Origin of the sequence: Fibrella musci, from assembly GCF_041321105.1 — a bacterium.
Taxonomy (GTDB): Bacteria; Bacteroidota; Bacteroidia; order Cytophagales; family Spirosomataceae; genus Fibrella; species Fibrella musci.
Genome location: NZ_JBGGWD010000005.1, coordinates 493,434 through 518,467, shown reverse-complemented (window position 1 = coordinate 518,467; position 25,034 = coordinate 493,434). Strand labels below are relative to the sequence as shown.

Genomic DNA, 25,034 nt, shown 5'->3' with positions numbered 1-25,034 from the left:
GTTGGGCAACCGATGGATTAATTGGACTTGCGTTGATAGCAGGTTGGCGAGGATATTCGCCCCAATCACCTGCTACACACGTACACCATGCGATTTGTCGGTTGCCTACTCTTATTTGTTTCGGCGCTGATGGCGACAGCCCAAACTCGTTTCACTGTTGCCACGATTCGGTCGAGTCAGCGAGATCCCAACACACCCAACACCTGGATTGTTGATGCGATGATCAAGGCAACAGCCGGGCCAGTGAGCGCCGCCCAGCGGGCTTATGAGTTTGCCCTGCCAGGGGGCGACAAAGCCTATGTCGACGTCGAACTGTTTGACGAACTGAAAGCAGGCCAGACAGCACAGGCCATCCTGAAAAGCTACAATGGTGAGCCCAAAGCTGGGCAGGCGCTGAGCCAGCGAGGCTCGTCGCCGGTGAAAGCGCCCGCCAACCGAACCTTCGAGGGCGTAATCAGTCAGGCCTTTATGGGTGATGGTAAAGACGTTTATAACGTCTTTCTGAAGCAGTTCAGTGGCTATCTGTTGCCTGGCGACGTGTTGCAGGCGACGGGGCCTGCCGGACAGCGTTGCGCGACCACAGTTGTTTCGCTGGATCGGCGGCAACCAGCGGCAGTCGATATGCTCACCCCGACCATGACCGACGTAAGTCTGTCTGTAAAAACGGCAGGTTGTGTTCTGAACGAAGCGTATAAGCTGGCTTTGAGTGGCGCTAAAACCATGACGGCCGAACCTCCGGTGGCCAAAGCGGCTGGCTCAGGTACGTTCAGGGGTAAACGCGTGCTGACCCCAGTAAACGCGCAACTCAACGTCGGTGGCGTCGTAATGACTGTCAACACGATCGCCAAATACACCCCAACGCCCGGTCCGTTCGTTAAAGTCGACCCCAGTCTGGATTATTACGTACTCGATGTAAGTGTCGAAAACCCAACTTCACAGCCGGTCGACGTGGGGGAACTGACGCTCCGGCTTAATTTTTTCGACGCCCAGGGAAATAGTGCGGATGACTTCAGCCGCTTGTTCAAGGCCGATGGAAAGCAAGCCAATGAGCCGTCGCGGCAGGCCGATGCGATCGACAAGCAGGTATTTGGCGGCACAGGTACGTTGCGTTTTGCGCCCATTCAGATTGCGTACTCGCAGGATTTGCCCGGCTATAGTCAGGCTACGTACGATCAGCTTTGGGGGAAGATAGGACCGGGACAAACAGTGCGCTGCGAGGCCATAAAAGTCATCGGCGTGCCTAAGTCGCATCGGCCGACAAGCGTAGGTACGTGGCAGGGCAGTCGACGCCAACTGGTTACGGCTCCGATTACGCTCACTAAATAAGGCTATTTAATCGGCTTGTTGCCCGCTTCGGGTTGAGGGCGCAGCACATGTACGTCGAGCAAGGCGAGGGGGCGGGCGAGGTATTCGCGCAGGAGCGTCTTCCACGAATAACCGTCAGGTACGTCCTGCGCGGCAAAGGCCACCGCGTTGATGCCCTCGTGGTTGCCGATGTATAGCGCCCGGATGTTGTGGAAATTCTGCGAAATAATCGTGATGTGGTGCTGCCGGAACACGTCTTTGCAACGCAACACCGAGTCGAAGGTGCGGTAGCCGGCATAATCGGGAATCATGGCGTCGGCGGGTACGCCCAGCTTGAGCAGTGCCTTCTCCATGTCTTCGGGTTCGTTGTAAAAGGCCGAGTCGTTGTTGCCACTCAGAATGAGGTATTTCACCTTGCCTTCTTTCCAAAGCAGGGCGGTAGCTTCCATGCGGTACTTGAAAAACAGGTTTTCCTTGCCGCCTTTCACGTACTTGCTCGTACCCAGCACCAGCCCCACGTCGTTGGTGGGTAGCTGATGGAGGTCGAAGTAAATCTGGCTTTTGGTGTTATAGATCACCCACCAATTGCTGGCCAATACGACAAGAAGTCCGCCAAACATGCCCCAGATACCACCCTTGACCACACGCTTCACCTGCCGCACCGTCAGTCGGCGCGACAACCGGCGGCGAGCCGCAACACGGTCAGCAGTGGGTCGGGCGGTAGTCATGCGTTGTCGTTTACTGTTTACTGTTTATGGTTTGATGCTGCCTGATAGGAGCCTTAAACGTCAAACCATAAACAGTAAACCTCTAAAAAAGCCCCAATTGCCCATCGGCTACGGCTTCGGGCTCGTCGATATCATCTTGAGTAACAACCGGAGAAGTCTCCGTTAGTTTACTATCAACGACGATGGCTGCGACTTTCGGGGCTAGCAGTTTCACTTCTTTTACTTTGGCAAAGGGCAGTGGTTTGCCGAGTGCCTTCCAGCCCCGGACATCGATGAAGCCCGAAGGCTCCAGCACCATCTTTTCCAGGGGACCGCGTTCTTTCTCCTGATACTGAACCTCGATGCGCGGGTGGGCGTCAATGCTGGCAGCGGCCAGTTTGGACCCTTTCGCGTCACCAATAAACATAAACTTCTTGTCGATGGTGGTCGTCTCGATGCGGAACCGCTTCACAAACCACTGTTTCTGATTGGCTTCGTAGTAGACTGTCGATACCACCGTTTGCGGGTCGAACTTTTGCAACGCAATAACGTCGTTCGGCTCATACCGGTTGGTTAAGTCGAAGGTGGTGAGTTCATACTCACCCGACTTATAAACGACCAGAATGCTGTCTTTCGAGTCGAAATTACCCAGCAGGCGACCCCGCTCGTCGCGGTTGAGGCGACCCAGGTGATCGTCGTACCAGATATCCACGCCGCCGAGCGTCGACGTACCTGCCGACTTCTGCACGATTTTCCGGATGTTGTATTTCGTCAGGATGTTGCCCTGCGCCGCCCGGTTTTTGATGCCGACCTGCGCAAAATCGAAATCGAACTGCTTTAGCTTGGCCGCACTCTGCGCCGTCAGGTTCACCGTGATAACCTCGGCTTCACCGTTGTCGTTAGCCGTAAAATAAAGCACTTTCGACTTAGGGTTGCCCATCGTCAGATCATATTCGCGGTCGCGGGTAACGGCGGTTACGTTGAACCGTTTGGCCATCGAAATGCCCGACTTGCCATCGAGGTAGACCATGTTGTAGACCTTGCGTTCGTCGTTTTTCTTGAACACCGACACGTGAATGATGTCTTTGCCTACGAACGTCTTCTCCTGAATCTTGGTCACCACGCATTTGCCATCGCGCCGGAACACAATGATATCGTCGATGTCGGAGCAGTCCGACACAAACTCATCTTTTTTCAAACTGTACCCGATAAAGCCACCTTCGCGGTCGACATAGAGCTTCTGGTTGGCGGCGGCAACGACGTTGGCGGCAATGGTGTTGAACGCCCGGATTTCGGTGCGGCGGTCGCGGCCTTTGCCGTATTTCTTTTGCAGGTCTTTGTAATAGGCAATGGCGTAGCGCGTCAGGTTGGCGAGGTTGTCTTCGGTCTCGGCCAGTTCCTGTTCCAGGCGGCGCATTAGCTCGTCGGCTTTGAAGCCGTCGTATTTCGAGATCCGCTTGATCCGGATTTCGGTCAGCCGGATCAGGTCATCCTGGGTGATGTCGCGGTAAAAGAGCTTCTTGTGCGGCTTTAGGCCCTTGTCGATGGTTTCGAGAACGGCCTCGAAGGTTTCGCACTCTTCGATTTTCCGGTAAATGCGGTTTTCGATGAAAATCTTCTCCAGCGAGGCGTAGAGCAGCTTTTCCATCAGTTCCCGCCGCCGGATGTCCAGCTCCTGCTTCAACAGCGACACTGTTTGGTTGGTGTTGTAGCGCAGGATTTCCGTGACGGTTACGAAGTGCGGCTTATCCTGAATGATGACGCAGGCGTTGGGCGAAATGCTCACCTCGCAGTCGGTGAAGGCATAGAGCGCGTCGATGGTGACGTCGGGCGATACACCGGGTTGCAGGTGTACGATGATCTCTACATCTCTGGCCGTGTTATCGACCACGGCGGCAATGTTTTTACCCGGCGACTTGATCCGGATCTTGCCCAACTCAGCCGCTTTCACGATCGAATCGCAAAGGGTCGAGGTGGTCACGCCATACGGTACGTCGCGGATGGCGAGCGTTTTTTTGTCGATCTCTTCGATGCGGGCACGTACCCGGACCTTACCGCCCCGAAGGCCGTCGTTGTAATTGCTGACGTCGATGTAGCCGCCGGTCTGGAAGTCGGGGAACAGCGACACCGGTTTGTCTTTCAGAATGGCGATCGAGGCGTCGATCAGCTCGTTAAAGTTGTGCGGCAGAATTTTGGTCGAGAGCCCTACGGCAATGCCATCGACACCCATCGCCAGCAACAACGGGAATTTTACGGGCAGCGTGACCGGCTCTTTTTTGCGGCCATCATACGACAACTGCCACTCGGTAGTGTCGGCATTGAACACCACGTCGCCGCCAAACTTCGACAGCCGCACCTCGATGTACCGGGCGGCCGCCGCCCCGTCGCCGGTCCGGACGTCGCCCCAGCTACCCTGGGTGTCGAAAATCAATTCTTTCTGCCCGATGTTCACGATAGCCTCGTTGATGGAGGCGTCGCCATGCGGGTGGTATTGCATCGTTTGCCCGATTACGTTGGCTACCTTGTTGAAGCGGCCATCGTCCATCTCTTTCAGGGCGTGCAGAATGCGGCGTTGCACGGGTTTGAGCCCGTCTTCGATCGCCGGCACGGCCCGTTCGAGGATTACATAGGACGCATAATCGAGAAAGTAGGTTTCGTAGAGGCCCGACACCACGGTTTGGTCTTGCAGGACTTCCTTGACTTCATTTGTATTTGTTGTTAGGTCATCAGTTGGCTCCTGATGTTGGTCATTCACCATGCGGTTGTACGAGGTTTGTGAACCCGGTTTACTGTGAAAAAATGGGTAGGATCGCTAATGGCAAGAGCAGCGCCTTGCCCCCTTAAAGATACAAAAAAAACGCCAAAAAACCGGCTGGAAGGCAGAAAATGGCCCAACAGAAGGGTGTGGGCAGTGGTCGGTAGGCCCGGTATCCGCCTGCTGAGTGGTCTTGCTGCCGGGTCAGAAATCGGGTCAGATTAAATTTTCTACTAAGCCTATGGCGTAACCCTATCCGCACGAAAATTGCCCCAATTTCGCAGTACCGTAACGTACTACATCCATGAATAATCCTTACGTAGCCCTGCTGCGTACGGCCTGGCACTATGCCCGTGAGCAGCGAGGCCGCTATCTCTTTGTGTACCTGCTATTTATCGGGGCCAACCTGGTGCTGGCTTGTCACCCCCTGCTGTTCGGCTGGTTTGTCGACCACATTCAGCGTGATTCGGGCGAGGTACTCACCACAACGCTCTACTATGCCGCCGCTTTTGTGGGCCTGAAACTGCTCGAATGGGCGTTTCACGGCCCCGCCCGTATCCTGGAACGGCAACTGGCCTTCGACCTGAGCCGTAACTTTTTGCAGGAGCTGTACCATCAGACGCTGCACCTGCCCGTTTCGTGGCACAAGCATCACCATAGCGGGGCCACCATCAACCGAATTAACAAGGCCTACGTGGCGCTGAAAGCCTTTTTCCAGAATGGCTTTACGTACCTGCACGTGGTAGCCAAATTCGTGCTGTCGTTTGGGGCGATGATCTATTTTGCCCCGCTCTACGGCACTATCGGCCTGTTGCTGGGCGCTTTCACGGTCTGGGTGATCCGGCGGTTCGACAAACCGTTTGTGGCGGCATTGGAAGAGACCAACGAGCGCGAGCATCAGATGGCCTCGTCGCTGTTCGATAGCCTGTCGAACATCATCACCGTGGTGACGCTACGCCTCGAACACCGGATGGAGCAAAGCCTCTCGGGGCGGGTGGCCGACATCAACGTGCCGTTCCGGCGCGAGATCCGGATCAACGAGTGGAAGTGGTTTGTGGCCACCATGCTCATTGCGCTGGTGTACCTCGTCATCACGGTTGGGTACGTCTATGATCACCACGTACCCGGCACGGTTTTCTACGTGGGCGGGCTGGTGACGTTACTTGGGTACGTCAATCAGTTTACGAGTGTGTTTACTGACGTGGCCTGGCAATACACGCAGATCGTGCAATACAACACCGACGTGCAGACAGCGCGGGGCATTGGCGACACCTTTCGGCAGTATCGGGGGCTGGTTACAGACCCGCCCGCCCTGCCCACCCGCTGGCAGACGCTGTCGATCCGTGATCTATCGTTTCAGTACCGTGCCCCCCTTTTGCTGGTCGATGAGGCCAACCCGGCGCACCCGGTTCGTCGGCCGTCGTCGTTGAACCGGGTAGCGCTTCAGTTGCAGCGGGGGCGGCGGGTTGCGCTGATCGGGGAGTCGGGTTCGGGCAAAAGCACGCTGCTGAGTCTGCTGCGGGGCTTGTATGAGCCCGATGCCGTGACCTGGGCGGTAGATGACCGTAGCGAAAGTTTGCCGTGGGCATCGATCGGGGAGACGGTGACGCTGTTTCCGCAGGAGCCGGAAATCTTTGAAAACACCGTTGCCTACAACATCACGCTGGGCCTGCCCTTCGCCGACGACGACGTGCAGCAGGTGTGCGAACTGGCCCGCTTCTCCGACGTGGTCCGGCATTTGCCCAACGGGCTGGGTACGTCCATGCAGGAGAAAGGCCTGAACCTGTCTGGGGGGCAGAAGCAGCGGCTGGCGCTGGCGCGGGGCATTCTGGCTGCCCGCCAAAGCGACATCGTGCTGATGGACGAACCGACAAGCAGTATCGACCCGAAAACCGAATACCTGATTTATCACGGCCTGCTGGCGCAGTTTGCCGACAAAGTGGTAGTGTCGTCGTTGCACCGGCTGCACCTACTACCCATGTTCGATTACATCTATATCCTCCGCGATGGGCAGGTCATCGACGAGGGTACGTTTCCGCAGCTACGCGAGCACTCGACGCTGTTCAACGACATGTGGCAGCATCAGGCCGAAGCGATGGAAGGGGCGAAGGAGTTGGTGAATTGAAGTATAAGTCCAACGTCCAATGGCCAAGGTTCAACGTGGCTGACGCGCTCTATTCTGGCGTCAGCCACGTTGAACCTTGGCCATTGGACGTTGGACTTATACCTCACGTCCAGTACAATACCGGGGCGGTGGGGAAGCGGCGGGTCCATTCGTCGTAGAAGAACCGTTTGAGGGCCTGCATGTCGGTGGGCTGGTAGACATACTTGGTGCCGCCGAACTTGTTGCGTTTCTGCGACCGCGTAGCCTCGTCCATATCGAGCGACGTGTTGGGGTACCACTGCATCAGCACGTCTTTGGAGCCGGGTGTAAACCGATGACTGATGAACTCGACGTTCATGTTCAGCTGATCGGCATTGTTGGCATAGTCGAGGACCTCATGGAGGCGGTCGAGCAGGTGGGTGTATTCGTCACGCCAGTTCGGAATGGGCATGATCGGGGCAATCACCACGCCGATGGGGTAACCGCCACCGCCCTGCGCTACGGGCAGCGCCAGCTTGCGGAGCGCCTGAAGCCGGGCCTCCACCGAGGCGGTACCCCCTTCGAGCCGCCGCGCCACCGACTCGGCGTTAAGGCTAAAGCGGGCGCGGGTCTGCCCATTGTGCGCCAGACCAAGCAAGCCATCGACCTGATCGTATTTGGTCACGAACCGCAACTGACCCATATCGCGTTGACCGAAGTACCGGATGCACTCGGCGAGGCTGCCCGTCAGGTGTTCGATGCCCAGCACGTCGGTATAGCAGCTCACTTCGAAGGTGGTGGGGCGCTGCGCGTTACCGGGCGTGTTCTGCCAGCTGGCGTTGGGTGGGTACGTTCCCTCGTAGGCGGCGGTGCTCTGCAACATCGTCGGGAGGTTGGCATACACGCGCACCACAGGCGGCCCTTGCAGGCTACCGGCCAGATAGCAATACTGGCAGTGGGCGGGACACCCTTCGGCCAGGTTCATCTGCCAGTCGGCAGAGGGGGGGATGGGTTGCAGGCGCAGGGCGCTCGGCGGGGCGTTGACCACCGCCAGCGTATTTTTGGCAATGCGGTACGTCTCCCGGTCGTCGGCGCCGCGCAGGCCCGAAAGCCGGTTTGATTTCATCACGTCGATGGGCAGATTCAACGCCTCGACCCGTTCATAAATCTGTTGCCCGAAGGGTTCGTTCAGGGCGTCGGGCGTAAAGATCACCCGCTTTGGCATCCATACCCGCGCCGACCGAAGGTCTGCTTTGGGGGTTATTTCCACACGATTCAACCGCACATCTGTCATCCTATAGAAAACACCAAAATGGCCCGAAACAGTCCCGAAAAGGCGGATAGATAGGGTTTAAAGTTTAACCTTTCGTGTTTGATGGTTATGGTTGGATGATACGTTCTATGCTGGCGTCAGCCAACCATAAACATCAAACACGAAACGCTAGACACAACAGGTTTCAGGTTGCTAATATGAAAAAGGCGTCCTTTTTAGAACGCATACGTTGCATCTTTTCTACTTTTACCGCCCCATGCATATATGTACTTTACGAAACGGCTTCTTGTGGCTTTTTTCGTTACCAGTCGCGGCACAACCGTTGACCCTGGCGTCTGAGGTGGCTCAGGATACCTTAACGGCCCGCCCGCTAACCGAAGTGGTGGTGCGCGCCTATGAATCGAACCGATCGCTGCTCGCCACCGGAGCCGCCATTGGTGTGCTGTCGCAACGTGACCTGAATCAGCGTTTCGCCACGCCCACGCTGGTGCCTGCTCTTAACACGCTGCCCGGCGTTCGGATGGACGAGCGCTCACCGGGCAGCTACCGGCTTTCCATCCGGGGTAGCCTCATCCGGTCGCCGTTTGGGGTGCGCAACGTCAAAGTGTATTACGACGAGATGCCGCTGACCGACGCCGGCGGCAACACGCCGCTCAACAGTCTGGACCCGCGCATGTTAGGCCGGATCGAAGTGATCAAAGGGCCGTCGGGGAGCTTGTATGGGGCCAATACGGGCGGCACGGTGCTGCTGGGTGGTCCCAGCGCCACGCCCGGCACGCAGTTGGCCGAGGTGGGGTATCTGGCCGGAGCCTACGGGCTGCGGGGTTTTTCGGCGCTGGCCCAAACGGCGGGCGACCGCTCCAACGCGACCGTGTCGGTCAATCACCTGCAAAGCGATGGCTACCGTACCCAGAGCCTGATGACGCGCGACAACGTGGCCTTTACGGGTAAGATCGGTCTTGGCGAAAAACAGTCGCTGTCGGCCCTCTTGCTCTACACCGACCTGCGTTACCAAACGCCTGGCGGCCTCACCGAAGCGCAGTTTCGGGCCGACCCGCGAGCGGCGCGACCTGCCACCCGCACCCTGCCCGGCAGCGTGGAACAACAGGCCGGCATTTTTCAGAAAACGGGTTACCTGGGGCTGGTGCATCGGGTGATGTGGTCGGCCAACTGGCAGACGAGCAATGTAGTCTACGGGTCGATCACCAACCTGACAAACCCGTTCATTACCAACTACGAAAAACGCGACGATCGGGGCCTGGGTGCCCGCAGCGTTACCCGGTTTACGCATACATTCGGGCCGGGCGTATCGGGCGTGCTGAGCGCCGGGGGCGAGTGGCAGACCAACCGGACGTTATCGCGGAACTATGGTAACCGCGGCGGGCAACAGGATACCCTGCAAACCGACGATGCTCTGTGGGCAACGCAGTGGAATGTATTTGCGCAGGAAGAGGTGCAACTGGCTCGCGGCCTGATCGTGACGGCGGGCCTGAGCCGCAACCAGGTGGCTTATGATTTTACCCGGTACCAGCTGGGCCGTCTGCCCGGTCCGGGGCCGCAGAGCCGCACGTTTAGCCCTGTTTGGCTGTGGCGGGCATCGGTGTTGAAAACGCTGGGTAGCGACGCCTCGCTGTATGTTAACCTGAGTAGTGGCTATTCGGCCCCTACGAGTCAGGAAGTGCTGTCGTCGGCGGGCTTCTTCAACGCCAATCTCAACCCCGAACGTGGCCAACAGGCTGAATTGGGCGTGCGTGGCCGGTTGCTAAACCGGATTCAGTTCGATTTGGTCGGTTATACGCTTCAACTGCGCGAAACCATCGTCCGCCGCTCACTCGACAATGGAGCTGAATTCTTTGTCAACGCAGGCCGCACCGACCAGTATGGCCTGGAAACGTACCTGAGCTACGACCTGCTGCGGCCCGAACCGGGGCAGCGGGGTACGTCGCTGAAACTATGGCAGAGCCTGACGCTGAGTAACTACCGGTACCGTGAATACCAACAACTGACCACCGATCTGTCGGGCAATCGGGTGCCGGGTGTAGCACCGGTTGCGGGTGTGTGGGGGCTGGATGCGGCGCTGCCCGCGGGTTTCTACGCCTACCTGACCTTCCAGTTTCTGCCGCCTTTTGCTCTGAACGACGCCAACACGGCCATGAGCGACCCGACGCGGCAACTTCAGGCGACGATCGGGTATCGCCGAGCCATTGGTAAACACCTGATGGCCAACCTATATGCGGGCGGCGATAACCTCCTCGACCAGACCTACAGCATCGGATACGACCTGAACGCCGTGGGCAACCGGTACTACAACGCCGCCCCCCGCCGGAACTTTACGGTTGGGGTGAGGTTAACTGTAAAGTCTGGAAAGTCAGTTTTGTAGAGAGTACAGGGTCTGGAAAGTCAGTTTTGTCAGTAGAACAAAGGCAACTTTTTGCCGGTGCACCAGACGCTGTACAACATGTACGAATAACGACTATCCAGACTTTGCACTACTCAAAAACTGGCTTTCCAGACTTAGAAAATGAACATCGGCGATAAAGTACGCATGGTACGGGCTACTGAACAGGGGGTGGTCACCCGCTTTTTGTCGGGGGGGCGCGTCGAAATTGAGATTGAAGACGGTTTCCGCATCCCTGTGTTGCAGTCGGAGATTGTGGTGGTGTCGCCGATGGAAGCTGAACGGTTCAAGCCGTCGACAGCCGCAGCCGAACTACGGGAAACCATCGCGCCTCAGCGGTCGGCCGCTACGGCCGCTGGTCAGATTCTGGCGAATGTGGGGCTATACCTGGCCTTCGTGCCTCAGAATGACCGCGACGTAGCGCTGTACCTGGTCAACAATACCGACTGGGAGATTCTGGTGAGCCTGGCCGAAGAGCGCGAAGGTCGATACCGGGGTCTGCAAAGCCTGACGCTGAAAGCCAAAACGCAAACCAAACTGCTTGAGCAGTACCAGATGGAGCGCTTCGAGCAATGGCCCACGCTGCTGGTGCAGGCCGTGTATTTTCGGGCTGGAGTGGGGCAGCCTGCCCGCATGCCGCTGGTAAAACGCCTGAAACCCCGCGCCCAGCAATTCTACAAAAACAAGCAGAACGTACCGGTGCTGAACCAGCCGGGCCATGTGTTCCTGCTCGACGAAGAAGTGGGAACGACAACGATTCCCAGCGAACCGGAACAGATCAAAGCAGCTATGCTGTCGCCCACCGTTGAGCAACCCATCGTGGCTGTCGACCGGCCCACGTCGGTGGTGGATCTGCACATCGAGAAGCTGCTGCCAGCGGGGCCGGGCAATCAGTCGCCGGGGCAACTGGTGGATATTCAACTGCGGGCCTTCGAGAAAAATTTAGAAAATGCCATCGCGTCGGGGATGGGCGAAATTACGTTTATTCACGGCGTGGGGAGCGGCAAACTGCGGCAGGAGATTCACCGGCAACTGAGCCGTCACCCCAACGTTCGTTTTTTTGAGGATGCCCAGAAACAGAAATTCGGCTACGGTGCCACTAAGGTTACGCTTAAATAGCAGGGGGCGGGGCGTAGCAGGGATTGCAGGGGGCTTTGCAACTCACCCTGCACGCAGTACCCTGCTTTCCCTGCTAATCCCTGCGCTTTTTCTGGCCTGCCAGCCGAATCGCACGGGCCGATTGAACCCGGCTGCTCCCAAGGCGGCCTATACCACCACCATCATGGACGTTCGAAATGAAGCCCTGCTCTCGACGGTCAATATCCCCGTGGGGATTGCCCTGACCGATGTAGAGCGGCAAATCAACAATCAGGTCAACGGGCTCATCTACGAAGACAATACGTTCGACGATGACGGTAGCACCCCGTTTATGACGAAAGTCTGGAAGCGCGCACCCATCGGCGTGAAGGCGGGGGTGGTGCAGGGCGACAGTCTTTTCTATTTCAACGTACCCCTGAAAATCTGGGCCAGAGCAGGCAAGAAGGTACTGGGCCTGATGCAGACCGGCGAAACCACGTTCGAGATTGACATTCGGTTTGCCACGCGTTTTTCCATCGACCCCGACTGGTCGGTACGTACCCAGACCAAAGCCGACGGCTACGACTACATCACCAAACCGACCCTCCGCGTCGTTGGCCTCGACGTACCCATCACCGGGCTGGTCAGCAAGGCTATCGACAGCAACCTCGGCACCATCACGCAGGCGCTCGACAAGCAGGTACGTACCCAGATCGACCTGCGCACGCCCGTTCTGCGCGCCTGGAACCTCATTCGGGAGCCTTACCTGCTTTCCGACGAATTCAAAACGTGGCTGTCGGTGGTGCCGCGCCGCGTGCTCATTACGCCGCTGCGCTTCGAGCAGGGCGAAATCCGGACGAGCATCGGGCTGGAAGGGCATACGCTCACGACGGTTGGTCCCAAGCCAGTGGTTCGCCCCGCCACTGCCCTGCCCGACCTAACGGTGGTGAACAGCGTGAAAGACGATTTTCGGGTGGGCATCATTGGCGAAGTAACGTACCCGGAGATTGCCGCGCTGGCTCAAAAACAGGTGGTAGGCAAATCGTTCAGCTTCCGCGACGGGGCTTATTCCATTACGGTGGCCAGCCTGGATCTGTATGGGCAGAACGATAACCTCATCATCAAGGCGGGCATTACGGGCAGCGTTACGGGCGATATCTACCTGCGCGGCCAACCCTATTACGACCCCGCCACGAAAACGGTGTCGCTCAAAAACCTGGTCTACGACCTCGATACCAAAAACCTGTTGCAGCGGGCCGCGAGCTGGCTCTTGCAGGGAACCCTGGCGCGCACGCTGGAGAAAAACCTGAACTTCCCCGTTGGAGATCAGATCGACGCCGTGCGGTCCTCGGTGCAGGAGCGACTCCGCAATTACCAATTGGCGAAAGGCGTCACGCTGAAAGGCACACTCAACGAAATCCGCCCCGATCAGGTATACCTGACGCCCACGGCGCTGGTGGCGGTGGTGTATGCCAGCGGCAAGGTCGACATGAAAGTGGCCGGGCTGGAATAGACAGGATCACTGCCAGATGCGTGCATCCACAGTCTGCCCAAGTTGTTTGGCTAGCACGGCTTCCCGCTTCGCTTCGTCGGGCTGCCCGGCTTTCTGGAGCGCGTAGCACGCGTAGAGGTGAGCCGGTCCGTTGTTCGGGTTCAGGGCAATGGCCTGCCGACAGGCCTTGATGGCATCGGCATACTGCCGGCTCTGAAGGTAAGCCGCCCCCAGATTGGTCCAGTGTTCGGCGTTGTTGGGATCGCGGCGGATGGCCTTCTGGTAGAACGGAATGGCTTTGTCAAACTGACTGCTCATAAAGTAGGCCGACCCCAGGTTCACCAGCGTGTTCAGGTACGTTGAATCGAGCGCGTACGACTTCTGAAGCAGGCCGATCGCCTCCGCAAATTGTCCTTTCCCCACCAATGCCGTGCCTTTAATGGTGAGCGCTACCGCGTCGTCGGGGTTTTGAGTGAGTAGAAAATCGGCATCGCTGGCTGCCTCGGCGGGGCGTTTTAATTTCGACAGCAGATAAGCCCGGTTAGCCCGAAACAGCGGTCGGGCGTCGATCTCGACCGCCTTGCTATAGTCGGCAAGCGCGTCTTCGAGGCGGTCGTTCTGTTCGTAGTAAAGCGCCCGGTTGCTGTAGGCCGTAGCCGAAAAAGGTTGTGTTTTCAGCACATCGGTCCAGAGCGTTTCCGAGTTTTTCCAGACGCCGATGCGCTGAATGGACAGCAGCGCGCAGGCGATTGAAAACAGCCCGGCCACGGCAAGCAGCGCCCAGCGGGTCGTTGTCGCGCGGGGGCGGTCGAGGGTCATGGCGATGGCGAAAAACAGGCCGGTATACGCCATATAGGTGTACCGATCGGCATAGGCGGCGCTACCCACGGCTTTCACCAGTTGCAGCGTCAGGAGCAGATTCAGCCCGAGAAAGGCCAGTCCGAAAAACCACAAGGCCGACCGTCGATAAAGCCAGATTAGCCCTGCCACAGCCACGCCGCTCAGGAGAGTGTAGGCGAGGAAAATTGTGGGGAACGACGTACCGGCGCCCGGACGGCCATAGAGCGCCGACAGGCCAACCGGCCACACTAGTTTCAGCAGGTAGTTGATCAGGCCATAGCCAGCGAGTTGGGTACGTTGCCACAGCGAAAACTCATCGTTGATGGCGGTGGCTGATTGCTGGGCCCAAAGCGTAATGTAAGCAAACACCGCCGACATGATCACGAAGGGGATGGTACCCCACGCTTGCCGCGCCAACTGGCTCAGCGACGTTGGTTTGTGATGCCACCAGGTGAGCAGCAGCAGCACAGCGGGCAGAATGACGGCTGCCGGTTTGGCCAGGTTGGCCAGCAGGCCCGCCAGCAGACTAAGCAGCAGCCAACCCCATTGCTGCCGGTCCAGAAACAGCCAGTAGAGACAGAGCGAGAGCAGAAAGAAACTACCGTAGAGCACGTCTTTTCGTTCGGCAATCCAGGCGACCGATTCCACGTGCATGGGGTGAATGCCAAACCACAGGGCCACGGCAAACGCAACCAGCCGTTTGTAGCCCGACAGCAGCCACGCCAGCCCGAACGTCAGCGCCACGTTGAGCAGGTGCAGCATCAGGTTGGTGCGATGATACTGATGCGGATCGGTGCCTCCCAACATGTGGTCGAGGCTCAACGAAAGCATCGTAAGTGGATGCCAGTTGCCCGACACAACGGTGGTGAAGTAGGCCCGCAGGGGTGTTTTCCTGAAGTCGAGGAGGGGGTTGTTGGTCAGGTAATCGGGGTCGTCCCAGTTGGTGAGGCCGTTACGGAGCGACGGCCAATAGACGGTAGCGGTAATGGCTAGCGCAACAGTGAGCAGCCAGTACCAGTCAATGGGAGGGACAAGCGTAGTGACCGGACTGGCCGGTGATGTGGGCTGGGAAGCAGCCCTCCGGGTAGGCTTCTCGGCCAACAGAGTCGGGGCAGGGCGGGACTTCATAACGGATGGGTTCAGGTAAATCTATTCAATTTACGTGCCAGATGACATGCAGGATTGTATAACCATCCGCTACTTTTTAGGGTTTGGTTACTAATTACGCCCCGAACGGGCTACTGCCCGAACTCACTTTTGGCCATGAAGACGATCCTGTTCCCCACGGATATTTCCGATAATCACACCATTGCGTTGAACTACCTGCGCCTGCTGGCGCGCGGCTGGAAAGCCCGTGTGGTGGTGGTGCATGTGTACCAGCCGCTTATTTCGGCCAGTGCGCTGCCTACGTTCAACGACCCCACGCTGGCGACGCCGGCTTTCGATACACTCGGCTCGGCCACCACTGAACTCGAGCTGGAGTCGATCAGTCAGCAACACCTGAACCGGTTTGTCGACGAATTACAGGCGGAAGGGCTGGATGCCGTTGGTGACTGGCGGATGGGTACTGTCGACGACGAGGTGGTCGAGGCTGCCCGGCAATACCAACCCGATCTGCTGATTACGCATCGCACCCCCGCCGCGGGCTTTTTCGACCGGCTGGCGGGTAGTTCGGCGGACGACATTGCCCGTGCGGCCCCCTGCCCGGTGTTGTATATTCCTGAAACGACCCGCAAAGAGCCGCACATTCGGTCGGTGGTGTATGTGTTGCAGCAAAACATTACCCAGCAGACGGTAAGTGCGCAAACCGACTTTATCGTCGATACATTCGATGCCCACCTGACCGTTGTACCGCCCGAAGACATCGACGATTACAAGCCCGACCTGTATATTATTCAGCGCCGTGATATAGGCTTTCTGGATGGCTTGCTCAGCTCCGACCCGACCGAAAAGCTGCTGTCGGACTCAAAAGCACCCGTACTGGTTCATCATGAACTGAAGTAGGGGCGAACTGTGACCCACGCGTCAGCCGCGTTTTCGGTCAGGTAAGCCGCATACAACAAGAGGGCCATCAACCCGCTTTTCTAGAAAAGCGGGTTGATGGCCCTCTTCAGTTGACCGATTCGTAACTAGGCGTTCACCTCGGCTTCGGCCTGCACCTGCGCCAGTGGTTTCAGATTAGCCGGGATCTCCGGTTCCAGAGCGTCGTAAGGCACCACTTCCAGAATCGGCGTGAGGTTGATGTCGGTGATTTCGACCGGCACCAACATCGTGCTCAGGTTATCAACCAGCCGCTGATGGGCCTCGCGCAGGTTGGCCCCGTTGATGAGCATGTTGCTGACGATCTTCTTCTGCCGACCCTTATCATCTTCGGTCATGTAATAGGTCTTGCACTTGTACCAGTTGTCGCCGCCCTCAACATGAAAAACGTCGCTGAGGCGCATGGGCCGGATGGCCGTAATCTCAAATTCGGGCGTATTGTCGGCCACGACACGGTACAGCCGGGCTTCGGCGTCGGTATACGAAACGGCGTCGAGCAGGTACGTCTCGTTGATGGTTTTCATCTTCGGCGCTTCGGGTGAGCCGTCTTTCTGCGTATCAACGGCCACCGAATCGTCGGTTTGCTGGTAGCGAATTTTGCCGATAAACCAGGTTGGCATAGGAAACAATTTACAGTGTGCAGTATACAGTATGCAGTGGTCAGCTGGCAATAACAGGAGCGCTGCTCAGGTACGTTGGCTGGCAAGGCAACTGTCGATTGACGGCTGACCACTGTATACTGTAAAGATAGCCCCTATTTCCCGGTTTCGCGCTCGATTCGGCTGGTGCCGTTGGCTTTCTGGGTCAGGTTGGTTACTTCGCTCAGGCGGACTGCGGCGGCACCCGAGGCGTTGACATCGGCTTTCTGGAGGCGCATCTGCGTGGCGTTCAGGCGGCTGGCCCCCGAGAGGGTTGCCTGCATCTGATCGGCTTTCCCACGCAGGATGAGCTTCGTTGCCCCGGTCTGATCGGTGGTGAGTGAGCCAACGGTCGCTTTGAGCAACAGTTCGCTGCTGCCCGACAGATCGACGGTCAGGGCCGTGAAACTGTCGAACTCAGTCAGGCGGGCGTTGGAATTCCCCGACAGCCGGACCGTCTCAAGCGAGGGCAGCGTGATGGTGAGGCCCACCCGGCGCTCGTTGCCGTCGTTGTTGCGGTTTTCGACGCGCAGCGTGCCGTCTTCGTTGGTGGCCGTTGTCTGATCGAGCACGAAGCCTTCGCCATCGGCCACGACTTTAAACTGCGTGCCTTTCTGGAAACGGACGCCGAAATTGCCCGACACCGACACCACTTTGGGTGCTACCGTACCTACGTCCAGCGTCTTGGTTTGCGGGCCGTCGGTATCGACCGTCACATCGTCGTCGTTCAGTATGTCGTCGTCATGGTCGTTACCCTCATTGTCGTCACGATTGTAGGTACGTTCGAAACCCACGCCTTGGAGGCCCTGGCTGGTAAACTGCCACAGGTTGTTGGGCATGCCGTCGAGCTCGGTATCGTCGAAACGATTGTCGATAAAGCGGCCAAAATCTTCGGTCATGCGGAAGGGCTTGTTGAAGGGCACATACACCGTCAGGCGAAGCTCCTGATCCCGGAAGCGGGCGTTTTCGGGCAGATCAAACTCTTCGGCAAAGTCGACCGTCGAATCTTTCACCACGGGTTTGTAGCGAATCTGCCGGGCGTTGGCCTGCGCATCCTCTCGGGTACGTCCCCGCGCCGATGCCAACATGACCACTTTGATGTCGGCGCCATTATAGCCTTCCAGTTCGATATGCGGGCGGATATTCAGTTCGCCGTCGTTGTAGCGCTCGTTCATCGTGAACGTGGGCGTGCCAGCCGGCGTAACCACCGTGGTCGTTTCAACGCGGCCGTACCGTCTGAATTCACCTACCACCTGCGGAACGGTAGTGGCCAGAATCACCCCGCTGATGACCCAAACGCCAAACAGCGTGAGCACCGTGTTGCCCGAGATCAGCGCCCGGCGAGTGATCACGAGCAGCCCGGTGAGCATGATGGCAATGCTGGGCAACAGGCCGACAATGAAACCGGCGATCAGGGTCAGGATGCTGATGTCTTCACGCAGAATCGATACGGGAATGCCGTTGCTATCACCAAAACTGGTGCCCGCCAGAATGCCGAGACCAGCGCCGAAGACCGTGAGGCAGGCGACGGTAAAGCTAAACCCGATGACGAGCAACAGCAGGCCAAACAGGACCCGGAGAACGGTGCCTAATCCGCCCAGCGTTTTGCCGAAGAGCTGCCCCAGCGCCCCGAAGATGGCCGCGATGGCCCGGAACGGAAACAGCAGCAACTGGGTGAGTCCGCTTTCGGGAGCCGTAGGGGCAACGTTCAGATTGCTTTTGACACTGGTTTCAATATTGCTGAGTGTAATGGGCTTGCCCATCATCTCCATTTTTTCGGTGACGCTGCGGGCTTCCGGGGCTACCATCCACAACACGATGTAGGCTAGTATGCCAAAGCCAAAGACAAACACGCTGGCGACAAGGGCAATACGGATCACGCTGGTGTCAACACCGAAATACGCGGCCAGGCCTGAGGCTACGCCACCCAGCACTTTGCTGTCGGGGTTGCGGTAAAACTTTTTGATGCCTTTTTCTTCCTGTAAATCGTTGCTGCCGGGTAGAATGATCCAGAGCAGGATGTAGGCGATCACGGTGAAGCCACCCAGCGAGCTGAAGAACCCCTGTCCGTCGCCCATGCCGTCGCCGATAACCGGGAAACCGATGACCATGCTGATCAGCAGCACGCGCACCCAGACTGGGTCGATCTGGAAATAGTGCGCCAGGCCAGAAGCGACCCCGCCCAGCGTTTTCCGGCGAGTATCGCGCGTCAGTTTACGATCGCGCGGAGCCGTTGGGTTTTTCGGAGTGCTCTGTTGACGCTCATACGAGCCTCCGGCTGAACCGAAAGCGGGTTGGCCAATCGCAGGTACGTTGCCGGTGGCGGCTTTCTGCCGGGTACCACCCGCTACCAGAATTTCTTCCTTCTCGACGGCTTCAAAGTCGGCTACCGTACCCATGCGGGCAATCAGGCCATTGACATCCTCGAGCGTAACGGCCTGGCGGGTTGGCGTTTTTTCGTCGCCTTTGAGGGTCGCCAGGAGTTTTTCGGCAATGCGGTTTTCGATGTCCGTAACAATCTCCTGACTGTCTTCGTAGGTCGAAAAGTATTGTTGAATGGAGGTGAGGTACTGTTTGAGTTTTTCGTAACCGTCTTCCTCGATGTGGAAGATCACCCCACTGATGTTGATGCTGATGGTCTTTTTCATGGTCTGGAACGCGATTACTGCGGCTGTTTAGGTTCAGGCAACACAATGTCAAGATTAGGCGTAGGAGCAGGCGTCGTTGGGGCGGGCGCTACCGGAACCGGCTGAACGGGGGCCGAGGCTTTGCCCGTTCCGTGGCCGTTGCCATTCCGATGGTCGATGATCATCCGGACCGAGTCGGCGAGTTCCTGCCAGGTTTCGTTCAGGGCTTCGAGCGAGTTGCGGCCCAGTTCGGTCAGCATGTAATATTTGCGTGGTGGCCCCGACGTCGACTCGACCCACTTGTAGTCGAGCAGGCCGGCGTTTTTCAGGCGCGTGAGCAGTGGATAGAGCGTTCCTTCGACCACCATAATACGGGCCGAAGTTAGTTCATCGAGCATATCGGAGGCATATATCTCGCCGCGCGATATGATGTGGAGAATGCAGAATTCGAGGATGCCTTTTCGCATCTGAACCTGCGCGTTTTCGATATTCATAGGCCAACGTGGGAGAACGGTCAATGGATGATACAAACATAGGCTAAGGTACTTTGTGATGCAAGGTACTTGCCTATAAAGTTGCGCAGGCTGGTACGAATGGTAGAATAGTCGGATAAAAGGAGTGGTAAATTTCGTGATGGCCCTGTCTGGAATCCGATAGTTGAGTTAGCCAGCAAGCCGCCCGTGTTGCTTTCTTTGCAACGTTTCGCCAAAACTGGACCTGTATGTATACACTCTATGCCATTCCAAACTGTGATACCGTCAAGAAAGCCCGTGTGTGGTTGGCTGAACACGGGGTTAGCTACCAGTTTCACGATTACAAAAAGCAGGGTATCGACCGGGCTACCTTGACCCACTGGCTTACGCAACGCCCTTGGGAGGAGCTGGTAAACCGTGCCGGCACCACCTGGAAGAAACTACCCGACACCGACAAGCCAACCGACGCCGAAGGAGCCATCGCACTAATGCTGGAAAAACCCTCGGTCATCCGCCGACCGCTCATTGAGGCCGATGGCCGAATCGTCGCGCTGGGCTTCAAATCCGACAATTACGAGGCGACGTTTCGCTGATTGAGGTACGTCAGCGACCGGTACGTATAGACAAGCTTACTTTCGGAAGGCTACTGCTCTTCTGATCTTTCCGACACTCGATTAGCACAGGCTGTAGCGTTGGCTAACATTTATACAGACAGGGGGTTGTACTCTCATGAAACGAACGGTGATTGGGGTAACGGCTGTGCTGTTTGTCGGCTGGATTCTGGTTGACCTCTACTGGCCTCGCCGGATCGACCTGCGGCAATTCGATCCGGCTGAAGTAGCCCGGCTCGATGCGGCCATGTGGCGATCCTATTACGACCGTAAGCCACTGGCGTTGTTCTGGCAGTCGGCGCAATTATGTCGGCATCAATTGAGCGCGCCGTTCTGGCGGTCGTTTGTCATTGCGGGCCATGCTGCCAAAGCCGCGTTTATTTTTAAAGACGGTCGGGGTCGCCCCGATTATGCCCGCGCCCTTCCCGATCTGGAAGCGTTTTATGGGGCTATCGCCAAGTTGAGTAACCAGCCACTGAACGTACCTGAGGCCGCCCGCGATGAACTGGAGTGGTGGGTGATCCGGCGTGAACGGGACCAATACACCCCCGACGAATGGGCAGCCCTGCAAACCCGAATCGTGGCCGGAATTTACCACGTACCCGTCGCGCAATGTACCGACTATGGTCGCCTACGTACCGAGGCTATGCTCTTGCGAGACCGAAAAGGCAAAACCATTACCGAGGCCGACTGGACACAGGTGGAGCAACTATTAGTGCAGGCATGGCAGGCGCTGGCTATTTGCAGTAGGAGGGAATGATTGAGTCCGGAATGTAGATTAACTCTAATGTCAAAAGTAATTCATCTAGGCTGCTCCTGAATTCCTGAAACATTGCGTCAAGTTCTAATCAAGCGCCTGGTTTGGTGCTGCCATGTGAGGCGTATCCAACGTAGAGATCTTCAAATCTGCTTGATTATCTTCTTCCTGACATTTAGCATGATAGAAAATAGAGAGGTTTTAATCGAAGTCGGTATTTGGTACGCTAAAAATAAAGCATACGGATACGTTTGCTGAAATTAATTAATGGGCGATGTTTGTGGTTGAAATTAATAAATGATACACTTCCTGCCTAAACAACAAACCGACCAGCTTCCTTGCAGGAACTGGTCGGTGATATATGACTAAGCCAAGTGACAAATTGCCATTTATTAGTAAGGCGAAAATGTAGAAAATTGTAGGTAAGAATTATTTCGTAGCTTGGTCGTAATATCTACGAAGTTCCTGTCTCCAATTAGTACGAATGATTCGAAACGTCATCCCGCGTTTTTGATCATTCCATTTCCAAATACATGCTTGAACAAATAATGCTGCTAGTTGGCTGGACGTTTGTGCCTCGGTAATAGTTAAGCCCATGGAATTATGCATGAACTTACCCAGTCCTTCTCGTTCCGTCCCATCGGCTAGCTTCGATACACTATTCCCCAGTGCTACTTCACAATTCTGTGCCACATAATCGGCAATTCGATCGAGCTGTTCAGCAGTAAATTTGATATTGCCATTTTCAAACGGTCGATTGATGTGAAGCGTAAAGGTGTCATCCAGTTTCCATTGAAAAGCTTTGGCCTTACCACCTAGTGTGATATTATCTCCCCACGAATCATCATCAATCTCAGAAGAAATGAATAGATCTGTCATAGTAGCGGTACGTTTTTAAGTCAGAAAGAATGTTTTATGTAACTTGTGCTGATTACGCATTGTTAATGCACCTCAAAGTGCTTTTAAATATAGTAAACTTGTTCTAGTAAAATAAATATATTCATTGCTTTATAATGTTCATGTATAACTTTTTGAGTAATTATTTTGTGTTACATTATTACTAGTTCAAGATGTTATGTCCTATAAAAGAAAAGCGCAAATCCAATTATGAATTTGCGCTTTTCTTTTATAGAAAAAACTTAGTTACTTCTTCGTCACGCGAATTGAGATGCGGCGGTTTTGGGCGCGGCCATCTTCGGTGTCGTTGCTGGCAACGGGGTGTTCCTGTCCGTAGCCTTCCGATTCCAGTCGGCTATCGGCGATACCCATTTTCACCAGTTCGGCTTTCACGCTGGCGGCGCGGTCGTTCGACAGCTTCAGGTTCTTGTTGGCGTCGCCAGTGTTATCCGTGTAGCCACCCAATTTGATGTTCACATTCGGATAGGCCTTCAGAATGGCAGCGATGTTGCTCAACTGCTCCTGCGACTCAGGCTTCAGCGTGGCGCTGCCGGTTTCAAACGTCAGCCGGTCGAAATCGAACCAGGTGTCTTTGTCGACGGCCTTGTCCGACTTAATGAAATTCAGCAGGTTGGCTTCGATCCCGTCGATATCGACACCTTTCAGCGAGGTGCCGCCGTCGAGTGTCAGATCCGTTGGGGTGAATTCTCGGTTGGGGGTGGCCACGTTGGCGTTGTCGGCGGCAGTTGATTTTTCCAGATCAACACCCGCAACCCCACCCGCTGCCGTAATGTTCTCGCGGGCATGAGCACCCTGATCGCTCGATTTGATAGCGATGTAAGGGGCAATCACCAGCGACACAATCGACATCAGCTTGATGAGGATGTTCATCGACGGGCCTGAAGTATCTTTAAACGGATCACCAACGGTATCGCCCGTTACCGACGCCTTATGCGGCTCCGATTTCTTGTAGAACATCTCACCGTTGATCAGCACCCCTTTCTCGAATGATTTCTTGGCGTTATCCCAGGCACCACCGGCGTTGTTCTGGAAAATCCCCATCAACACACCCGACACGGTTACACCGGCCAGCAGACCGCCAAGTACCTCGGGGCCAAAGATGAACCCGATGATGATGGGTACCGACAAAGCAATCGCACCCGGTAGAATCATCTCCCGAATCGACGCCTGGGTAGAGATGGCTACGCATTTCTCGTATTCAGGCTTACCGGTCCCTTCCATGATGCCCGGAATCTCGCGGAACTGACGACGTACCTCTTCTACCATCGACATGGCCGCGCGACCTACCGCCGCAATGGCCAGCGATGAGAAAATGAACGGAATCATGGCCCCTACGAACAGGCCTGAAAGCACGTCGGCTTTGTAAATGTCGATGCTCGAAATGCCTGAGATACCCACAAAGGCAGCAAACAGGGCCAGCGCCGTGAGGGCCGCCGAGGCAATGGCGAAGCCTTTACCCGTGGCGGCGGTGGTGTTGCCCACAGCGTCCAGAATATCGGTACGGCCACGTACCTCTTCGGGCAGATAGCTCATTTCGGCAATACCACCGGCGTTATCGGCAATGGGGCCGAAGGCATCGATTGCGAGCTGCATGGCTGTGGTAGCCATCATCCCCGCGGCCGAAATCGCCACACCGTACAGACCGGCGAAATGATACGACGTATAGATACCCGCCGCCAGCACCAGGATGGGCAGCACCGTCGATTCCATACCGACCGATAAGCCACCAATGATGTTGGTCGCTGCGCCCGTGGCCGATTGCCGGATGATCGACAATACTGGCCGACGGCCCATCGCCGTGTAGTATTCGGTGATCGTCGACATCAGCGCACCCACAGCCAGACCCGTCAGGATGGCGTAGAAGACATCGCTTCGGGTAAACTCTACGCCGCGAATCTGCATGGTTGTATCGGGCAGGATGGCGTTTACGAGGAAATACGACGCCACGACCGTCAGAATGATCGACCCCCAGTTGCCGAGGTTCAGCGCACCCTGCACGTTGCCGTTATCGTCTTTCACGCGTACCAGGTAGCAGGCTAGAATCGAGAAAATCAGCCCCATACCGGCAATCAGCACGGGTAACACGATGGGTGCATGCCCCACAATCGAATCGTTGGGAACGATGATTTCGCGACCGAGCACCATTGTCGCCAGAATCGTAGCGACGTATGAACCAAACAAATCGGCACCCATACCAGCTACGTCACCCACGTTGTCGCCTACGTTATCGGCGATGGTGGCAGGGTTGCGTGGGTCATCTTCGGGAATGCCAGCTTCTACCTTACCCACAAGGTCGGCACCCACGTCGGCCGCTTTGGTGTAGATACCACCACCTACGCGGGCAAACAGGGCAATCGACTCAGCACCCAGCGAGAAACCCGCCAGCACTTCGAGGGCTTTTTCCATCGGAACGCCATTAACGGCCATGACGCCGTCAACCGGGGCCACGCCCGCCACGAAGTAGTTATAAAGAATAATGAACAGCACACTCAGGCCCAATACGGCCAGGCCGGCTACCCCGATACCCATGACCGAACCGCCCGTAAACGAGACGTCGAGGGCGCGGGTGAGGCTGGTGCGGGCGGCGTGTGCCGTGCGGACGTTGGCTTTGGTAGCCACTTTCATACCGATGTATCCCGCAAACGCCGAGGTGAATGCCCCGACCGCAAACGCGATTCCGATGGTCCAGTGTGAATTTTCGACCTGCGAACCGGCAAAGGCCAGTACTACGCCTACGATCAGACCGAAAACGATTAGCACCCGCCACTCGGCTTTCAGGAACGCGATGGCACCGTCGGCGATATACCCAGCGATTTCCTGCATGCGGGCGTCACCGGCTTCCTGTCGGTTCACCCAACTAAACTTGGCGATCATCACCGCCAATCCCACTAATCCGAGCAAGGGGACGATGTAAAGACTATTCTGCATACTAAAAGGAAAAAAGGTTGTTTGATTGGTCGCAAAGATAGAATTTGCCCTTGCATAACCATGTTTGTTTTGACTTTTAACGAGGTTATTTTGCGTCTTTTCAATACAATTC

At 56.5% G+C, this 25,034-nt stretch carries 17 protein-coding genes; 8 read left to right on the top strand and 9 right to left on the bottom strand.

The window, feature by feature from the left end; translation table 11 throughout:
• The first annotated feature begins 87 nt into the window (after positions 1-87).
• Positions 88-1,326 (top strand): hypothetical protein, encoded by a 1,239-nt coding sequence (locus tag ACAW74_RS18655; protein WP_370699731.1) that lies wholly within the window; start codon positions 88-90, stop codon positions 1,324-1,326.
• A gap of 2 nt (positions 1,327-1,328) precedes the next feature.
• Here ACAW74_RS18655 and ACAW74_RS18650 read toward each other — a convergent pair whose 3' ends face one another.
• Entirely contained in the window at positions 1,329-1,925 is a 597-nt protein-coding gene (locus tag ACAW74_RS18650) for a SanA/YdcF family protein (protein ID WP_370699902.1), read from the bottom strand.
• Between the two features lie 190 nt (positions 1,926-2,115).
• The gene (locus tag ACAW74_RS18645; protein ID WP_370699730.1) at positions 2,116-4,770 is read right to left on the bottom strand and encodes a DNA gyrase/topoisomerase IV subunit A; all 2,655 of its coding nucleotides are present in this window, start codon (positions 4,768-4,770) and stop codon (positions 2,116-2,118) included.
• 301 nt (positions 4,771-5,071) lie between these two features.
• Between ACAW74_RS18645 and ACAW74_RS18640 the strand changes: the two genes are divergently transcribed.
• Positions 5,072-6,892, top strand: coding sequence for an ABC transporter ATP-binding protein (locus ACAW74_RS18640; RefSeq protein WP_370699729.1), 1,821 nt, complete (start codon positions 5,072-5,074; stop codon positions 6,890-6,892).
• Positions 6,893-6,995: 103 nt separating this feature from the next.
• Here the strand turns inward: ACAW74_RS18640 and ACAW74_RS18635 are convergent, their stop codons facing one another.
• Positions 6,996-8,120, bottom strand: a complete 1,125-nt coding sequence (locus tag ACAW74_RS18635) for a spore photoproduct lyase family protein (protein WP_370699728.1) — start codon at positions 8,118-8,120, stop codon at positions 6,996-6,998.
• 325 nt (positions 8,121-8,445) lie between these two features.
• On the opposite strand from ACAW74_RS18635, the gene ACAW74_RS18630 reads away from it, so the two are divergent.
• The 3 genes from ACAW74_RS18630 (at position 8,446) to ACAW74_RS18620 (ending at position 13,111) form a co-directional block, all read left to right on the top strand.
• A complete protein-coding gene (locus tag ACAW74_RS18630) occupies positions 8,446-10,503 on the top strand; it encodes a TonB-dependent receptor (RefSeq protein ID WP_370699727.1) in 2,058 nt (685 codons plus the stop codon).
• 141 nt (positions 10,504-10,644) lie between these two features.
• Positions 10,645-11,640 carry a DUF2027 domain-containing protein gene (locus tag ACAW74_RS18625; RefSeq protein ID WP_370699726.1) on the top strand — a complete coding sequence of 332 codons (996 nt, stop codon included), beginning with the start codon at positions 10,645-10,647 and terminating at the stop codon, positions 11,638-11,640.
• A 163-nt stretch (positions 11,641-11,803) separates the two neighbouring features.
• Positions 11,804-13,111: a DUF4403 family protein gene (locus ACAW74_RS18620; protein WP_370699725.1), complete on the top strand. Its 1,308-nt coding sequence runs from the start codon at positions 11,804-11,806 to the stop codon at positions 13,109-13,111.
• A gap of 6 nt (positions 13,112-13,117) precedes the next feature.
• Here the strand turns inward: ACAW74_RS18620 and ACAW74_RS18615 are convergent, their stop codons facing one another.
• A complete protein-coding gene (locus tag ACAW74_RS18615) occupies positions 13,118-15,058 on the bottom strand; it encodes a tetratricopeptide repeat protein (RefSeq protein ID WP_370699724.1) in 1,941 nt (646 codons plus the stop codon).
• Between the two features lie 135 nt (positions 15,059-15,193).
• On the opposite strand from ACAW74_RS18615, the gene ACAW74_RS18610 reads away from it, so the two are divergent.
• Positions 15,194-15,934 carry a universal stress protein gene (locus ACAW74_RS18610; RefSeq protein WP_370699723.1) on the top strand — a complete coding sequence of 247 codons (741 nt, stop codon included), beginning with the start codon at positions 15,194-15,196 and terminating at the stop codon, positions 15,932-15,934.
• A 125-nt stretch (positions 15,935-16,059) separates the two neighbouring features.
• On the opposite strand, the gene ACAW74_RS18605 is transcribed toward ACAW74_RS18610, so the two are convergent.
• From ACAW74_RS18605 to ACAW74_RS18595, 3 genes are all read right to left on the bottom strand, one after another.
• Complete coding sequence (locus tag ACAW74_RS18605) at positions 16,060-16,590, bottom strand: DUF4494 domain-containing protein (protein WP_370699722.1); 531 nt, start codon at positions 16,588-16,590, stop codon at positions 16,060-16,062.
• Between the two features lie 134 nt (positions 16,591-16,724).
• Positions 16,725-19,256, bottom strand: coding sequence for a PspC domain-containing protein (locus ACAW74_RS18600; RefSeq protein WP_370699721.1), 2,532 nt, complete (start codon positions 19,254-19,256; stop codon positions 16,725-16,727).
• A 14-nt stretch (positions 19,257-19,270) separates the two neighbouring features.
• Positions 19,271-19,729 carry a PadR family transcriptional regulator gene (locus tag ACAW74_RS18595; protein WP_370699720.1) on the bottom strand — a complete coding sequence of 153 codons (459 nt, stop codon included), beginning with the start codon at positions 19,727-19,729 and terminating at the stop codon, positions 19,271-19,273.
• 227 nt (positions 19,730-19,956) lie between these two features.
• Here ACAW74_RS18595 and ACAW74_RS18590 point away from each other — a divergent pair, with 227 nt between their 5' ends.
• Positions 19,957-20,301: an ArsC family reductase gene (locus tag ACAW74_RS18590; protein ID WP_370699719.1), complete on the top strand. Its 345-nt coding sequence runs from the start codon at positions 19,957-19,959 to the stop codon at positions 20,299-20,301.
• Positions 20,302-20,437: 136 nt separating this feature from the next.
• A complete protein-coding gene (locus ACAW74_RS18585) occupies positions 20,438-21,079 on the top strand; it encodes a hypothetical protein (protein WP_370699718.1) in 642 nt (213 codons plus the stop codon).
• A gap of 426 nt (positions 21,080-21,505) precedes the next feature.
• On the opposite strand, the gene ACAW74_RS18580 is transcribed toward ACAW74_RS18585, so the two are convergent.
• Both ACAW74_RS18580 and ACAW74_RS18575 read right to left on the bottom strand, forming a co-directional pair.
• Positions 21,506-21,955, bottom strand: a complete 450-nt coding sequence (locus ACAW74_RS18580) for a hypothetical protein (protein ID WP_370699717.1) — start codon at positions 21,953-21,955, stop codon at positions 21,506-21,508.
• 264 nt (positions 21,956-22,219) lie between these two features.
• Positions 22,220-24,922, bottom strand: coding sequence for a sodium-translocating pyrophosphatase (locus tag ACAW74_RS18575; RefSeq protein ID WP_370699716.1), 2,703 nt, complete (start codon positions 24,920-24,922; stop codon positions 22,220-22,222).
• Positions 24,923-25,034: the final 112 nt, after the last annotated feature.